Below are 15,937 nucleotides of genomic sequence, written 5' to 3'. Positions count from 1 at the left end.
TACGCCCGAAGGACCCCTTCGACCCGGGGCTTTCAGCGACCCCCGCCTCGGACCTTCGCCTCTGGGCCTGCGGCGGGCGAGGGCTGAGGCTGGAACCGACGGATTCCACGGAGGTGACCGATGTCCAGCACCCCCGTCATCGTCGGCGTCGACGACTCCCTCACGTCTCGAGTCGCGCTCGCGTGGGCCGCGGATCGAGCGGCCGGCACGGGTGCCCCGCTGACCCTTCTCCACCTGTCAGGGGTCGGCGCGGAAGCCGTCCCGGTTAAGTCGACAGCCATCCTCGCCGGCGCCGAACGATGGGTGCACGCGCACCATCCCGGGTTGGCGACCCAGCCGATGACCATCCGCGGAGATGCCCTTTGGGAGCTGCTGATCGCCTCGCGGACGGCAGGGTTGCTCGTCGTCGGTCGCCCCGGCTCCCACCGGGCGTCGCTGGTGGCGGCCCTGGTCCGCCGAGCCTCGTGCCCGCTGGTCGTGGTCCGCCCAGACCGAACAGGCGAACGCCGGGGCGTGGTCGCCGGCGTTCGCGGACCGGTCGACGAGCAGGTGCTCCGCCAAGCCGTCCGGCTCGCCGGCACCGAGGAACCACTGACCGTGCTGCGGTGCACCGACGACCCGGACGCGACCAGGACCGTGGTCGACCTCAGTCCCCTGCTGAGCAACCCCGGTCACACCCGGGTGATGTTCCGGTCGGATGCCCAGCCCGCGGCCGCCCGCCTCGTCGCCGCCTCAGGAGAGGCGACCGCCGTCGTCGTCGGTCACCGTCGACGCCGGGGGCCGGCGGCACGCGGCCTGCACTCGTGTGCCGAGCGGGTCGTGCAGCGTGCCACCTGCACCGTCGTCGTCGTTCCGGTGGACAGCGCGCCGGATGAACCCGCCGGCGTCACATGAGCAGCGCGCCCCCGTCGACGACGACCTGGCTGCCCGTCAGGTACGACGCCAGATCGCTCGCGATGAAGTGGGTGACGGCCGCGATCTCCCCGGGAGCGGCCAGTCTCCGCATTGGGACGTGATCGTGCAGCCCGCCTGACCAGCCCCGGTGCGACCTTCCAGGGGTGGCGACCGCTCCGGGAGCGATCGCGTCGACAATGATGCCGTGGGGTGCGAGCTCCAGCGCGAGGCTGCGGGTGAATCCCCAGGACCCGTGCTTGGCGGCGTCGTGGTGTGCCATCCCGACCGCCGTGGGGTGGAGCGCACCGGTCGACGTGACGTTGACGATCCGACCGCCGCGCCCCCTCTCGACCATGTGCCGCGCCACGGACCGGCTGCACAGGAACACGCCCGTGAGGTCGACCTCGAGTACCCGCTGGAAGTCCTCCTCGGTCATGTCGAGCACCGGCACTGCCGAGGAGTCGCCGGCGTTGTTCACCAGCAGGTCGATCCCGCCCCTCCAGGCCACGACCGCGTCCACCAGCGCCAGGACCTCGATCTCGTCGGCGACGTCGACCACAAGCGCTCGGGCCTCCCACCCCCGGTCCACGAGCTCCTCCGCGCAGTCCCATGCCGCACCGCCGTTCCGGTCTGCGACCGCGACGGCCGCGCCGGCGGCAGCCAGGCACCGGGCGATCGACCGACCGATCCCCATCCCGGCACCGGTCACGATCGCCGTCTGGCCGGTCAGCGCAAGTGCTCCCGAGGAGATGGACTCGACCATGGGCACTCCTCGTCTGGATTCGTACCGACGACGGCGCACGACGGCACCTGCCGATCGTCCGTGCCCCGGCCGACCGCCAGGTAGGGGCGAACGTCACTGGTGCGGGGTGCCGGGTGGCCCTGCACGTACACCGCACCGCGGACGCAGGATCGGGGCGAGGAACGGAGGACGACATGTCCCTACTCGACGGAGAACCGACCACGTCCAGCACCGTCACGCGCTATGTCCGCGACTTCGGCCGGATCGGCCGCGACGACGTGGCCCTGGTCGGCGGGAAGAATGCCTCGCTGGGCGAAATGTACCGCCGGTTGGCGGGGGCCGGAGTGCGCGTGCCCGGCGGATTCGCGATCGTGGCTGACGGCTATCGGCACGTGCTCGACCAGGCCGACGCGTGGCCTGCGCTCGCGGCGGCGTTCGACGGCCTCGACCCGGAGAACCTCTCGGACCTCTCGGAGCGTGCCGCGCGGGCCCGGCAGGTCGTGTACGACGCAGGGCTGCCCCGCGATCTGCGCGACGAGGTGGTCGCCGCCTACCGGGGGCTCCTCGAACGCTACGGCCCGGATCTCCGGGTGGTCGTTCGCAGCAGCGCCACCGCCGAGGACCTCCCTGAGGCGAGCTTCGCCGGCCAGCACGAGAGCTATCTCGACGTGACCGGTGAGACCGAGCTGCTCGACGCGGTCCGACGGTGCCTCGCCAGCGTGTTCACCGACCGCGGGGTCCACTACCGCCACCGTCACGGCTACGACCAGCTCCAGGTCGCTCTCTCGGTCGGCGTCATGAAGATGGTGCGCTCCGACCTTGCGAGCTCGGGCGTCGTCTTCACCCTCGACACGGAGTCGGGGTTCCGCGACGTCGTCTTCCTCACCGCCGCCTTCGGGCTCGGGGAGAGCGTCGTCCAGGGCACCGTCGAGCCCGACGAGTTCTACGTCCACAAGCCCACGTTCACGAGCGGCCACCAGGTCGTGCTGCGGCGACGCCTCGGTGCCAAGGCGGCGCGCACGGTCACGGCGCCCGGCGGTCACGGTGTGGTGGAGCGCCCGACCCCCGATGCCGACCGCCGCAGGTTCTGCCTGACCGACCGCGAGGTGCTGGAGCTCACGGCCACCGCGCTGGCGATCGAGGACCACTTCGGCCACGCCATGGACATCGAGTGGGCGAAGGACGGGGTCGACGGAGACCTCTACATCGTGCAGGCCCGCCCGGAGACGGCCGTCTCCCGGCCGCGGTCGTCGATGAGGCGCTGGGTCCTGCGCTCGCACGGAGAACTGCTCGTGGACGGTCGCGCAGTGGGAGAGCAGGTCGCGACGGGGCGGGCGCGGGTCGTCCGGGACGGCGCAGATCTCCAGGACTTCCGGTCCGGGGAGGTGTTGGTCTCCGGCACCACCACACCGGACTGGGAGCCGGTCCTGAAGACGGCGGCGGCGATCGTCACCGACCACGGTGGTCGAGCCTGTCACGCCGCGATCGTGGCTCGCGAGCTCGGGCTGCCGGCCGTGGTCGGAACCGGATCGGCGACGACGGTCCTCCGCACCGGTGACCTCGTCACCGTGTCGTGTGCCGAGGGCGACACGGGACGTGTGTACCGAGGCCCGGCGAGTGTCGACGTGGAGGACATCGACGTCACCGATCTCCCGCGGCCACGCACCCGGATCATGGTGAATCTCGGCAATCCGGGTCTCGCCTTCCGGACCGCCCTCCTGCCGAACGACGGCGTCGGTCTTGCCCGCTTGGAGTTCGTCATGACCGAGTCGGTCCAGGTCCACCCGATGGCCGCGCTACACCCCGAGCGCGTCAGCGACGCTGCCGCCCGCTCGCGGATCGAGGCCCTCGTGGCCGGCTACCCCGACGGAGCGTCGTACGTGGTCGAGCGGCTGTCGGAGGGAGTGGGCACCATCGCGGCCGCGTTCTACCCATCGCCGGTGGTCGTGCGGCTGTCCGACTTCAAGACCAACGAGTACGCCGGGCTGCTCGGCGGGACCGACTTCGAGCCGACCGAGAGCAACCCGATGATCGGGTTCCGAGGAGCCGCCCGGTACGCCCATCCCGCCTACGAGGAGGGCTTCGCGCTCGAGTGCCGAGCGATGCGCCGGGTGCGCGAGGAGATGGGTCTCGACAACGTCATCCTGATGCTGCCGTTCGTACGACGCCTCGAGGAGGCCGACCGGGTCCTGGAGAGGATGGCCACGCTCGGACTCGCGCGCGGACAGCACGGCCTGAAGATCTACGCGATGTGCGAGATCCCGAACAACGTCGTCCTCGTGGACGACTTCGCCGCTCGATTCGACGGCCTGTCCATCGGGTCCAACGACCTCACCCAGCTCGTCCTCGGGGTCGACCGCGACAGCGACCTGGTCGCCTTCGACTTCGACGAACGCGACCCTGGGGTGCTGCGCATGATCGAGCAGGCCGTCGCCGGATGCCGCCGGGCCGGGATCCACTCGGGTATCTGCGGGCAGGCGCCCTCGGACTATCCCGAGCTGGCCCGCTTCCTGGTCGAGCTCGGCATCGACTCGATCAGTCTGAATCCGGACAGCGTCCTTCGGGGGACGCGCTCCGTCCTCGCAGCCGAGAGGGCACTCGGAACCTCCTGACGAGGTGGCCCAGCGGACACGTGGGTCAGCCGGTGGCCCGGTCGAGCCTCCGAGTCCTTCTGTTCACGCGGTCGTCCGGTCGTGCTCGCGCATCGGAAGCACGAGCACCCGGCACACGTGCTCGTCGAGAAGCGCCCGGGTGTCACGGTCGGGGCGCCCCCAGAACGTCGCGGACTGGCGGCGTACCAGCGCCACGATGTCGCCGCGTCCCAGCAGCCCGCTGATGGCGACGGGGGCGTGGCCCGGCACCACCACGACATCCGTCGGCACCGTCGGGAACCGCCGTCGCCACCGGGCGATGTCGCTACGCAGCTGTTCACGCAGGTTCTCGCGCTCGGCCGGCGCCGTGTCTCCCGCCGAGTGCAGGATCGCCAGCGGGAGTTCGCAGCGTGCCGCCTCTGCCAAGGCGGTGGGGACGAGGTCTTCGAGCTCCGCGTGCTCCCGGACCAGCGCGACGACGCGCGTCGGTGGGCGCACCGGGAGGTCCTCGTCGGTGTTTCGGGGAACCACCTCGACCGGACAGTGGGAGCGCGCGGCGACGTCCGAGGTGACCGCACCCCGCGCGAGCTTGACCAGGGGCGACGCACCCTCGCTGCCGAGGACGACCAGTCTCGCTGTGCGGGACATGCCGATGATGCCCATCGCGATCGGTCCGGCCAGCACCGCCGTCCGGCAGTGGACGTCGGGCACCGCGCGTCGAGCCCACGTCGAGGCGTCGACCAGCGCCTGCGACGACTCGTCGACGTGCGCGCCGGCATGACCCGCCGCCGGACCCTCGAGCCCCTCGTCGACGTGGAGGAGGGTGAGCTGGACTCCGCGGGAACCTGCTTCCGCCGCTGCGCGCTCGACCACGACCTGGTCGTCCGGCCAGCGCCCCACGGCAGCCACGACGTGGCCCACGGCAGTCGGTTCACCCGGGTTCGCGACCTCGTCCATGGTCGGTCCCTCCCCTCTCGTTCCCGCGGCGCCCCCGGCTTCCGCCCTTCAGGCGCTACCGGCGGACCTCACTACGGAAGCACAGCGCCCGCGACATCGGACCGTCCGATCGGCCCCTCGTCGCCGGGGCTTTCGGCCCGTCGTGCCGACACCCCCGACGGTGTGCTCCGCCGCCCTGACCCTGTTCCGGACCCGTATCGACCAGCCCGCCGGACGTGCAACCGGACCTGCCGGCCGCCGATGGTCCCGGCATCTGCGTGACGTCCGGCCGTACCCCGTCGAGGACGGCAGCGGTGAGGTGGACGCAACGGACCAACGAGACCACGGGAGGATCCGATGCCGTCGCGGACCTTGACCCACCTGATCGCCACCGCCGCAGCCCTGGTCGCGCCGGGACACGGCCTGCTCGCTGCCGACGAGAGCCTCCCGACCATGTCGCGCCGTCTGGCTTCCGTAGGAGTGGACTCCACCGAGGCACTGCGGCGTGAGTACCGGGAGATTCTCTTCACCACACCCGGCCTGGCCAACTACATCAGCGGGGTGATCCTGTTCGACGAGTCGATCCGGCACCGGCTGAGCGACGGTACGCCCGTGCCGGAGGCCCTCGACAGCGCTGGCCTGCTCCCGGGGATCAAGGTCGACCGTGGCACCCGCCTCTTGGCCAACTTCGGCGACGAGGTGATCACCGAAGGTCTCGACGGGCTGCGCGAGCGGCTGCAGGAGTACGCGGACCTGGGCGCCCGCTTCGCGAAGTGGCGGGCGGTCCTGCGCATCGGTCCCTCGATGCCCTCGCCCGCCTGCGTCGACGCCCATGCCCAAGGCCTGGCGCGGTACGCCGCCTTGGCCCAGGAGACGGGTCTCGTGCCGGTCGTCGAGCCCGAGGTCCTCATGGACGGACCGCACTCGATCGACCGCTGCGCGTCGGTGACACGCACGGTTCTCCGGGCGACGTACGAGCAGCTCCTCAGGCACGACGTCGTCCTTCCCGCCACCGTCCTGAAGCCGAACATGGTGCTGCCCGGGACCCAGTCCCCCGACCAGGTCGAGGACGACACGATCGCCGCGCGGACGCTGGAGGTCCTGCGTGACTGTGTGCCGGCGTCGGTGCCCGGCATCGCCTTCCTCTCGGGTGGTCAGACGCCCCAGCAGGCGACCGCCCGGCTCGACCGGCTCAATCGCCGGGAACCCCAGCCGTGGCAGCTCACGTTCTCCTTCGGTCGGGCTCTCCAGGCCCCGGTGCTGCGTGCCTGGAGTGGTGACCGGAACAATCGTGACGCCGCGCAAGCGGCTCTCATCCGTCGCGCAGCGCTCACCGCTGCCGCACGCCGCGGCGCCTATCAACCATCGATGGAGCTCGGCTCCGGCGTCGCGGCGGCACCGGGCGACGACCCGCGAGGTGCGGCATGACGGTTCGCGTCGCCATCAACGGTCTGGGGCGGGTCGGCCAGGCCCTGCTCTCGGTGGCCGCGGAGCAACCCGGGCTCGAGGTGGTGGCGGTGAACGACATCGCCGGCCCGGCACGGGCCGCCGTGGACCCACGCCAGATCCGGGTCTCGGCCCTGGCCGACCCCATCGACCTCCCCTGGGCCGACGGACAGGTCGATGTCGCTGTGGAGTGCACCGGCCGCTTCACGAGCCGTGAGGGTGCCGCGGGACACCTGGTGGCGGGCGCACATCACGTGGTGGTCGCCGGACGAGGACGACGGCTCGACGCGACCGTGGCGACGGGAGTCAACGAGCGCACCTTCGATCCCCGGCGCCACCGTCTGGTGTCCGCCGGGTCCTGCAGCGGCCACGCCGCCGCGATCCTCACCCTCGTACTGGCCGGCCGGCTCGGTATCCGGCACGCGTTCGTCATCGAGGTGGGACCTTCGGGCCCCGTTGTCCGACCGAAGCCGCGCCGAGCCGGGCCGCCCGGCACGGCGCGCAGCGAGCTGCTGGAGATGCTGCCGGCACTCGAGGCCCGGGTGGACTGCTCGGAGGTCCGGCTCGCGGTGGACGGTGGCGTCGTGCTCGTGCTGGTCGCCCGGGTCGGTGAGGAGACCTCGGTTCGCGAGGTCAACCGGGACCTGGCGAGGGCGGCGACCCACGGGCCAATGGCTGGTCTGCTGCGATGCGTCCACGATCCCCTCGATGCGACGGACCTCGCCCGCGAGACCGCGTCCTGCGTCGTGAGCACGGCCTCGACCAGGGTCGACGGTTGCCTGGTGCAGCTGGTCGCGCAGGCGGGCGGCGTGTGGTCCTACGCTCATCGACTTGCGGAGCTCAGCCATCTGGTCGGGGATCGGACTCGCGCCACCTTGACCGCGACGGGGCCCTGATCACGGCGCTCGGATGGGCCGGGGCTCAACCCCGGTCCCTGCCGGCCAGCACCCTCTGCAGCACCTCCGGCTCATCGCTGATGATCCCGGTCGCGCCGAGACCCACCACCTGCTCCAACGTGTCGTCGTCGTTGACGGGCCAGGTCATCAGCACCTCCACCGCGCGACGTATCGCCGCCACCTCGGGACGGGCGAGCAGGGACACGTGGAGGGAAACGCCGTAGGGCGTCGGTCCGTCACCATCGACCCGGTGCTCCAGCGCAACCAGCTCGCCTCGGCTGCGCGCCGAGAGGATGGGGCGGACGTACGGCAGCTGCGCCGCGACGTGGTCGACGCTCGGCCAGAACCGCCCGCACACCAGCACCGGCCCGACCGGCACCCGAGCGTGCAGCAGCTCGGCGACCGCATGTCCTACGCCGACCCGGCGGCTCTTCAGGTCGAGCATGAACAGGGCACCGCGGCGCCCGGATCGGAGCACCTCCTCCAGGCCCAGGCGGGGCACCCACGCCGGTGTGAGCTCCCAGCGGTCCCACAGGAACGGCAGCGGTCCCGCCGTCTTCAGATGGCGCACTTCGAGCCGCCCTCGCAGGGCGTGGACATCGCACTCGACGATGTCGACGCCGAGCTCGTTCGCCGCGTGGAGACCGGCCAGCGAGTTCCCGGCCCGGTGCGCGACCGCCAGGAGGGTCACGGTGAGGACCCGGCCCGATCGATACGGCGCTCGCGCCAGAGTGCGATGGCGTACCCGGCCAGGGCGAGCAGCATCCCCGCCACCACGTCCAGGACGTAGTGGTTGGCAGTCGCAACCACGGCGTAGGCCATCAGCACGGGTAGCAGGCCCGCGAGGAGCCGGAGGGCGGTCCAGCTCGTCGCGGTCGCGATCGCGATGCCGACCAGCAGGTCCCATCCGGCGTGCAGGCTCGGGAGCGCGGCGTACTGGTTGGTGAAGTTGGGCGGCTGCAGGACCCGATAGGACCGGGACTGCAGGGTGATCGTGTCCACGAGTCCGCTGTGGACCAGGCGCGGCGGGGCGACGGGAAAGGTGACGAACACGACCAGCCCGACCGCACCGGAGACGAGCATCGCGTCGCGCAGTCGGAGGAACTCCCGCCGGTGTCGCCAGGCGAGCCACACCATCGTGGCGATGATGACCGGCCAGTGTCCCCAGATGTAGATCCAGTTGGCCGCGGTGGCCAACCACGGACGGACCAAAAGCGGTCCTTGCGCGGTCGCCTCGACATCCACACCGAGCCACCGTTCCAGCCCCACCACGTCCCAGGCATGGGCGTGGGCGGCGACGGGATCACTGCTGGTGAGCCCCCGGATCTGGAAGTAGATGAACACCCCCGCCGTCACGATCGCCGTCTGGATCGCCACCCATCGAACACGCCGATGCCGACGCGGCATCTCGTGGAGCATCCGTCCTCCCCGGCCCGGCCACGAGGTCCACCGCAGACCCGGGCGAGGCTCTCACCAGCCTGACCGGACGACGACGGTGCGCGCCGGAGTCGAAGGTCCACAGAACACCACGACGTTCGACCCTGCCCCGCGCCCGCGGGTCAGGCAGCGGCCAGCGCGGCCCGGCGCCGCAGGAGCAGGCTGGAGCCGCCGAGCGCCAAGGCCGGAAGCCAGGCGACCGCGGCCTGCACCGCCACCGCCGCGACGGCGGCAGCCACCGGTACGCCCGCAGCCACGAGGCCGAGCACCAACGCGCCGTCGCGGGGACTCGCGCCGTGCGGGCCCGGGATCGCCCCAGCGAGCTGGCTCGCACCGAACGCCCCCACGATCGCCCACAGCGGCAGCGAGTGTCCCGTCGAGGCCAACGATCCGAGCAGGAGCCCCGCGATGGTCAGCTGGTAGCCGGCAGAGAGTGCGAGGCCCTGCGCCAACGCCCGCGGCGGCGGCAGCGGCCCGATCGGCAGCAGTCCCGGCCGCAGCCTGCGGAGGACGACCACGATCACCACCACGACCACCGACACCCCGATCGCGGCCACCACGGTGGACAGCGGCAGCGACGTACCCGCCACGACGGCGAAGACGCCCAAGCCGAGCGCACCGACCAGCCGGTCCGTGCCCACGCTGAGGACGGCGTCACCCCGGCCAAGCCCAGCCCGGGTGAGCCTGGTGATACGCCACAGGTCCGCACCGACGTGACCGGGCGTGAGCAGACCGAGGAGCTCCGACTCCGCATAGGCCCTCAGGTGCCACCGACGGGTGAGACCCGCCGGCGTCAGTGCCCGCCACCTCAGCGGGCAGAGCAGGTACTTCCCGACCACCCATGGAACGATTCCCAAGAGGACGGGCCAGGGGCTGACGGCCGGGAGCCGCGGCAGGGTCACCACCGGGACGACCAGGCTCACCAGCACGCCGAGCGCCAGCAGCATCCGCGACCGCAGGACGGCACCGAGGAAGGCGCGGATGCGGACGAGCACAGGCGTGGCCGATCGGTGGGGCAGGAGGTCCCGTCCAGTCTCGCACCCGCCGCCAACCAGGACCTCAGACCGGCGCGGCGAGTGCCCGGGCGTACGCCGCGATCGATCCCGTCGATCGCAGAACGCGACGATGCGTCTCGGCCCCTCCCCCCGCATCGAGCAGTCGCGTGAGCGTCGGCAGCACGACTGCCTCGTCACCCCAGGAGCACAACGTCGGGCGCGCGAGGTCGAGCAACCCGTCGACCACGTCCCGTGCGGACCGGCTCCGCCCCGTCCGGGGGTCAGGGAGGTCACCCGAGAGGCCACGGCGCGCCGCTGACCAGCAGGCTCGCATCAGATCGGGATCCCGAACGGGCACGATCGGCTCTCCCTGCATGGATGCGTCAATCTCCAGCGCCACCAGCGCACGCACCAGACCGACGTAGGCCACCGCATCCGCAACTGAGGCACACACGTCCGCCACCCGCACCTCGACGGTCGGGTACCGCGGCGAGAGCCGGGCGAGGAAGTAGACGCTGCGCTCGTCGAACGCCTCACCGGCCGTCACGGCCGCGTGCACGCGGTCGTCGTACTCCTGGACGGAGGTGACGTACGGCGGTGCGCGCACCGTCCGCCACCGCGCCACCAGAGGGAACCGGCGACTCGCCCATCCCGAGTCGTCCCCGTTCCAGATCGGTGACGCGGCCGTCAGGGCGACCAGGGATGGAAGCCAGGGCCGCAGCCGGAGCAGCACCTGGAGACCCAGCCGACGATCCGGCACGCCGATGTGGACGTGACAGGCGCACGTTCCACTGGTGCGCACCAGGTCCGGGAACCGATGCAGCATGTCGACGTACCGTGGCTCCTCGGTCACCGCCGCCTCGCGGGGGTATCCCGAAGGCGGGACGCCGACCGGAACGCTGAGCGCATGCTGGTCGGCGGCGGCCCGGGCAAGACGGCGGCGGGCGTCGTCGATGCTGGTACGCACCTGCTCCAGGGTGACGCAGACCGGAGTCCTCGCCTCGACCATGTAGCGCATGATCTCGGTGGTGACCAGGCCGGGAGACGCGACGGAAGCGACCACGGTCGGTCCCGCATCCAGGACACGACCCGTCTGCGGGTCCAGCGTCAGATGCTCCTCCTCGACCCCGACGGTGGGGGGATCGTTGCAGGTCACGGCACTTCCTCCCGCCCCGTGCCGGAGGGCTGTAGACCTGCGTCGACGATGAGCTCTGACACGAGTCTCTGGCCCGTCGCGATGGTCTCGTCGAGGATGCGCAGTCCCTCGTCGATGCGCCCGGCCTCGACCGACCATTTCGCCACGGCGATGCCCTGCACCAGGAGGTCGTTGACCTCCACTGCCTGGTGGTGGCGGAGTGCGGCCGCCTCGTGCTCCAACTGATCGAGGTGTGAACGTCGAATGCGATCCATCGCGTCGCCCAAGAGGAATCCGACCAGGATCAGCGGCAGCACTCGGGCGGCGTACCCGAGTGGGTGGACGTCGACCTGGTGCAGGACGAGCCACAGCACGACCACGCCCGCGGACAGTCCGCCCGCCAGCACCCCGACAGTGCGTCCGCCCGTTTGAGCTGCCAGACACACCGGCAGGACGTACAGCATCGTGATGCCCGACGTGAGATCGTCGCCGCGCCCGAACCGGACGGCGGTGACCACGACGAAGATCGCGGCGGCCATCAGGAGCGATCGGCCGGGCCACCGGACGAACCACGGATCGAGCGCACCTGCCCTCAGCGCCACTCCGGACAACGCCCACCTCCCGACCGGCCGCGGGAGCGCGGCTCGTCCGCCATCCAGCGTGCACTCGCACGGCTTGCGGTGGCAGGGGCTCCAGTCGCCGCTTGACCGGGACCATCGTCCCGGCTCTCTCGTGCTCCGCCGAGGGACGTCTGGCGCTCGGAGCGAAGACCGCCGGTCCTGGGACCGGGGTAGATCACGCCATCCAGTCCGTCTCGTCCGGGCTGAGAAGGACTGGGCAGACGGCATCGCGCAGCACCGGCCGGACGTCGGGATCGACGCGCATGCCCGTGGGTCGCCAGGCACTACGTCTGGCCATGACGACCAAGTTCGCGTCGTACGAGGCCGCGACCAGCGCCCCCACCGCCGAACCAGGACTCTTGATCACCTCGACCGGAACGTCGTCGTACCACGCGCGCATCGCGCGAGCCACCTCGTCGACACGGCCGGCCGGCTGCGGACGGTCAGTAGCTGACGGCGGCCAGGTTCCGACGATCAGTACCAACCGGGCGTCCCGGGAGCAGGCGGCTCGAAATCCCTCCGACAGCGCTTCCAGCGACACATCGGCCGGATCGACACCGACTACGACGAGTCGCTCAGTGCGCACCTGCGGCCAAGTGTCGGGAACGCTGACCACCGGTCCGGTCACGTGCACCGGAATGCGCTCGGTGACGGATCGGAGCTGGTGATGACCCCGCAGCCCCCGTGCTCGCCTGCCCAGGACCACCAGCGACGCACCCGCAGATGCCCGCCTGACCGCCTCGGCAGGGCTGGCTACGACTGCCTCGGCGCTGACCGGCACGATATCGGCGACCTGCTGCCGGGCGAGTCGTCCGACCGCGCTCAGGAGCCATGCGGCGTCCTCGTCGCGGCGGCGCGACGTCTGCTCGTCAGCGGCCGCATCCACGGCATGGACGAGATGGAGCCCCCGTCCGCACCGGACGGCCTCGTCGATCCCGAAACTGACCGCGGCCGGTGACCCGTCCGGACCGACGGCGACCACGATCAGGCCGCACGTGTCGACCATGGCGACACCCCCGTTCTCGGACCTACGCTGCGCGCTAACACCGGGCGGGGCCAGAGGCGAAGGACCCCGATGACCGAGACACGGGCCCCTCGACGGGTCCCGGTCGCGAGCCGACCATCGCGGACCGGTCAGCCCTCGACCCGCAGAGTCCAAGGCCTAGGAGCCCAGGACCCTTGGCCCCTGGTGCGCGCGCGTCCGGTCCGGTCTTCTGGGAATCCTCGGACCCGCGTCATGCCCGATCGGAGCGGACCATGTCCCCACCCACCACGAGTGCCCTCACCTTCCACGGCGGCGCGGGCTCCGTCACGGGCAGCAAGTTCCTCATCGAGACCCCGCGGGCTCGCGTACTGGTCGAAGCAGGTCTGTACCAGGGTCTCGCCCAGCTACGGCGCCGGAACTGGTCGGCGTCGGACTTCGAGCCGAGCACGATCGACGCGATCGTCCTCACCCACGCCCATCTCGACCACTGCGGATATGTCCCACGGCTCGTGCGCGACGGTTTCACCGGGCCGATCCACTGCACCCCTGAAACGGCGTCGCTGGCCGCGATCGTGCTGCGTGACAGCGCTCATCTGCAGGAGGAGGACGCGCGCCAGGCCAACGAGGGCGGCTGGTCGAAGCACCGACCCGCCCTTCCCTTGTACGACGGCGAGGACGTCGAGCGCGCGCTCGCACAGTTCGAGTCCACCGACTACGGCAAGGTCGCCGCGGTCGCGCAGGGACTCGACCTGGAGCTCGAACCCGCGGGCCACATCCTCGGCTCAGCGATCGCCACCATCGACCTCGGTGACACGGCCGTCACCTTCAGCGGCGATCTCGGACGCCCGGGTCACCCGCTGCTGACCGACGCCGCTCCCCCGGGTCCCGCCGACACCATCGTGATCGAGTCCACGTACGGCGACCGCGCCCATCCACCGTCCGGGGCCCACGCGCTGGCCGAAGTGGTGCGCCGCACCGCCGAGCGTGGCGGCACGGTCCTGATCCCGGCCTTCGCCGTCGACCGCACCGAGCTGGTGGTGCTGTCCCTCGCCGAGCTCACGAGCTCCGGCGAGATCCCACGCCTCCCTGTCTACGTGGACAGCCCGATGGCGCTCGCGACCCTGGAGGTCTACCGCCACGCGCTCGCCGAACGCCGACCGGGCACCCGCCAGGGCATCGACCAGCTCACGGCGGCCTTCCGAACCCTCGATCTGCGACCGGTCCACGACGCGGGCGACTCGCAACAGCTGAACAACCCCTCGTACCCCTGCATCGTCATCTCGGCCTCCGGCATGGCGACGGGGGGCCGCGTGGTTCACCACCTGGCTCACCAGCTGCCGAGCCCGCGCAACTCGGTGGTGCTGACCGGCTACCAGGCGGTCGGCACCCGAGGCCGACTCCTGGCCGAGGGAGCGCGGCAGGTCAAGATCCACGGTCGCTACGTCCCCGTCCACGCCGACGTGGTGGCACTCGAGACGATGACGGTCCACGCCGACGCCGACGACCTCATCGCGTGGCTGCAGCGCGCTCCCCGAGCGCCCCGCACGGTCTACGTCGTCCACGGCGAACCTCGATCCTCCGACGCCCTGGCCAGCCGTATCCGCGACGAGCTCGGGTGGACGGCCGTCCCGCCGCGACTCGGGGAACGCGTCCGGCTCCGTTGACCACACGAGGACGGCCGACGGTCTCTCACGGGCGGGCCCTTCGACTCTGGGCCACCACGGATCCCCGGTCACAGGATGAACGGATCCGAGAGCGGGAGGTTGCAATGAAGCGAGCTGTGGCCGGTGCCCTGGCTCTCGGAGTCCTGCTCACGGTCGGCATCGTCGCCGTGGTGCTGGCCACCGCCGGAGAAGACCTTCCCGGGATGAGCCGATCCGGCCGCGGGACCTCCATGCCGCGCCACCTCCCGATCGCAGGAGCGGACGAGAAGGCATATCTCGTCGAGATGATCGCGCACCATCAGGAGGCCGTCGAGGCCGCTCGACAGCTACGACGATCGTCTCGAGCAGAGATGCGGGATCTGGGTACGTCCATCGTTACCTCCCAGTCCGAGCAGATCGGCCGGATGGAGCGTTGGCTGGCGAGTTGGTACCCCGACGAGCCCGGCGGAGCCGACTACCAGCCGATGATGCGGGACCTGTCCGGCCTCGCTGGCGATCGGTTGGACCTGGCGTTCCTGCAAGACATGATTCCCCATCACATGGCGGCGATCATGATGTCGCAGCGGTTACTCATGCGCGGTCTCGCAGAACACCCGGAAGTCACGGCGCTGGCCCGGTCGATCCGCGACGAGCAGGGTGCGGAGATCCTCCGGATGCGGCACTGGTTGCTCGCGTGGTCCGGCGAGCGAGGTCGCGGGCGCGAGACCCGCGCCCAAGTTCACTGGCCCGTCGGGAACCGAACGGCCGTCGGGCGCGGCCGGACCGCTCGCTCGGTCGGGACGAACGGCTCTCGTGCCTGAATGTCGCGGCGACGACGCTGGAGGTAGGCAGACGCAACCGAGGGGAGGCGTGAGCGCGTGGCGATCCAGGCACCGGGTCAGGCGCCGTCCGTGCTACGGCGCCCGACTCTCCCTGAGGCGTCCAGGTCGATCACCGCCGCGGCCGACATCACCCTCAAGGTCCTCCTGGTCATGGCCATGATTCAGGTACTGATCGAGCCGGAGTGGGCCCATCTCGACGGGAAGGCACCCGTCGCGCGAGCCATCGTGTTCCCACTCTGGGCACTCGGCCTGCCGATTCTCTGGACCCTGACCAGGCGCGCGTCGGCCTTCCCCTGGCTGCCCGACCTGCTCATCACGCTCACCTGCCTCGTGGACGTCATCGGAAACAAGCTCGACCTCTATGACTCGCTGCCCCACTTCGATGACGGGGTCCACCTCCTCAACTCGGTGGCGGTGAGCGTCGCGTACGTCGTCCTCACCGTGCCGCCGCGCGCGTCGTCCGTGGCGGTCGCCAACGCCGCCCTCGCAGCCGGTCTCACGGCGTCGCTCGCCTGGGAACTGTTCGAGTACGTCGCCTTCCTCGCCCGAACCACGGAGTGGACGACGGTCTACGCCGACACGATCGGGGACCTCTTCCTCGGCCTCCTGGGATCCCTGGTGGCCGTCATCGTGACGACGACCATCCGCCGTTCGAGCCCGGCTCGGTCTGCGCGACTGCGCCGTATGTCCTCCGCACCGCCGGACGGGCGGGACTGGTCGCACCGTCGGGCACCGTCGGACGGCTGACGGACCCTCGAGGGCACCGGCCACCTGC

Annotated in this window: 15 protein-coding genes; 7 read left to right on the top strand and 8 right to left on the bottom strand. The window is 71.2% G+C overall.

All coding sequences use genetic code 11. The annotated features are described in order from the left end of the window. Positions 1–120 precede the first annotated feature (120 nt). Positions 121–894 carry a universal stress protein gene (locus VMF51_RS01995; RefSeq protein ID WP_325472708.1) on the top strand — a complete coding sequence of 258 codons (774 nt, stop codon included), beginning with the start codon at positions 121–123 and terminating at the stop codon, positions 892–894. Here VMF51_RS01995 and VMF51_RS01990 read toward each other — a convergent pair. Beyond that, entirely contained in the window at positions 887–1,657 is a 771-nt protein-coding gene (locus VMF51_RS01990) for an SDR family NAD(P)-dependent oxidoreductase (RefSeq protein ID WP_325472707.1), read from the bottom strand. The genes VMF51_RS01995 and VMF51_RS01990 overlap by 8 nt on opposite strands. 173 nt (positions 1,658–1,830) lie before the next feature. Here VMF51_RS01990 and ppsA point away from each other — a divergent pair, with 173 nt between their 5' ends. Beyond that, positions 1,831–4,248, top strand: a complete 2,418-nt coding sequence (ppsA, locus tag VMF51_RS01985) for a phosphoenolpyruvate synthase (RefSeq protein WP_325472706.1) — start codon at positions 1,831–1,833, stop codon at positions 4,246–4,248. 63 nt (positions 4,249–4,311) lie between these two features. On the opposite strand, the gene VMF51_RS01980 is transcribed toward ppsA, so the two are convergent. Next, positions 4,312–5,184 carry a universal stress protein gene (locus tag VMF51_RS01980; RefSeq protein ID WP_325472705.1) on the bottom strand — a complete coding sequence of 291 codons (873 nt, stop codon included), beginning with the start codon at positions 5,182–5,184 and terminating at the stop codon, positions 4,312–4,314. Between the two features lie 336 nt (positions 5,185–5,520). Here VMF51_RS01980 and VMF51_RS01975 point away from each other — a divergent pair, with 336 nt between their 5' ends. Then, the gene (locus tag VMF51_RS01975; RefSeq protein ID WP_325472704.1) at positions 5,521–6,591 is read left to right on the top strand and encodes a class I fructose-bisphosphate aldolase; all 1,071 of its coding nucleotides are present in this window, start codon (positions 5,521–5,523) and stop codon (positions 6,589–6,591) included. After that, entirely contained in the window at positions 6,588–7,505 is a 918-nt protein-coding gene (locus tag VMF51_RS01970; RefSeq protein WP_325472703.1) for a hypothetical protein, read from the top strand. The genes VMF51_RS01975 and VMF51_RS01970 overlap by 4 nt, the downstream gene beginning before the upstream one ends. A gap of 25 nt (positions 7,506–7,530) precedes the next feature. On the opposite strand, the gene VMF51_RS01965 is transcribed toward VMF51_RS01970, so the two are convergent. The 6 genes from VMF51_RS01965 to VMF51_RS01940 form a co-directional block, all read right to left on the bottom strand. Continuing rightward, on the bottom strand, positions 7,531–8,196 hold the full coding sequence (locus VMF51_RS01965) for a glycerophosphodiester phosphodiesterase (RefSeq protein WP_325472702.1): 666 nt from the start codon (positions 8,194–8,196) through the stop codon (positions 7,531–7,533). Beyond that, positions 8,193–8,882, bottom strand: coding sequence for a phosphatase PAP2 family protein (locus VMF51_RS01960; RefSeq protein ID WP_325472701.1), 690 nt, complete (start codon positions 8,880–8,882; stop codon positions 8,193–8,195). Before VMF51_RS01960 ends, VMF51_RS01965 begins: the two co-directional genes overlap by 4 nt. Before the next feature lie 182 nt (positions 8,883–9,064). Continuing rightward, the gene (locus tag VMF51_RS01955; RefSeq protein WP_325472700.1) at positions 9,065–9,937 is read right to left on the bottom strand and encodes a lysylphosphatidylglycerol synthase domain-containing protein; all 873 of its coding nucleotides are present in this window, start codon (positions 9,935–9,937) and stop codon (positions 9,065–9,067) included. A 64-nt stretch (positions 9,938–10,001) separates the two neighbouring features. Then, positions 10,002–11,093 carry a carboxylate-amine ligase gene (locus VMF51_RS01950; protein ID WP_325472699.1) on the bottom strand — a complete coding sequence of 364 codons (1,092 nt, stop codon included), beginning with the start codon at positions 11,091–11,093 and terminating at the stop codon, positions 10,002–10,004. Next, complete coding sequence (locus tag VMF51_RS01945; RefSeq protein ID WP_325472698.1) at positions 11,090–11,611, bottom strand: DUF4118 domain-containing protein; 522 nt, start codon at positions 11,609–11,611, stop codon at positions 11,090–11,092. The genes VMF51_RS01950 and VMF51_RS01945 overlap by 4 nt, the downstream gene beginning before the upstream one ends. 256 nt (positions 11,612–11,867) lie before the next feature. Next, positions 11,868–12,698 carry a universal stress protein gene (locus tag VMF51_RS01940; RefSeq protein ID WP_325472697.1) on the bottom strand — a complete coding sequence of 277 codons (831 nt, stop codon included), beginning with the start codon at positions 12,696–12,698 and terminating at the stop codon, positions 11,868–11,870. Between the two features lie 251 nt (positions 12,699–12,949). On the opposite strand from VMF51_RS01940, the gene VMF51_RS01935 reads away from it, so the two are divergent. The 3 genes from VMF51_RS01935 to VMF51_RS01925 all read left to right on the top strand — a co-directional run bounded on the left by VMF51_RS01935 (position 12,950) and on the right by VMF51_RS01925 (position 15,909). Next, positions 12,950–14,341: an MBL fold metallo-hydrolase gene (locus VMF51_RS01935; RefSeq protein WP_325472696.1), complete on the top strand. Its 1,392-nt coding sequence runs from the start codon at positions 12,950–12,952 to the stop codon at positions 14,339–14,341. A 116-nt stretch (positions 14,342–14,457) separates the two neighbouring features. After that, positions 14,458–15,141 (top strand): DUF305 domain-containing protein, encoded by a 684-nt coding sequence (locus tag VMF51_RS01930; RefSeq protein ID WP_325472695.1) that lies wholly within the window; start codon positions 14,458–14,460, stop codon positions 15,139–15,141. A gap of 57 nt (positions 15,142–15,198) precedes the next feature. Continuing rightward, complete coding sequence (locus VMF51_RS01925) at positions 15,199–15,909, top strand: hypothetical protein (protein ID WP_325472694.1); 711 nt, start codon at positions 15,199–15,201, stop codon at positions 15,907–15,909. Positions 15,910–15,937: the final 28 nt, after the last annotated feature.

The sequence above is a fragment of the Nocardioides sp. genome, from assembly GCF_035503875.1.
Lineage (GTDB): Bacteria > Actinomycetota > Actinomycetes > Propionibacteriales > Nocardioidaceae > Nocardioides.
This window is presented reverse-complemented; position numbering and strand designations above follow the sequence as displayed.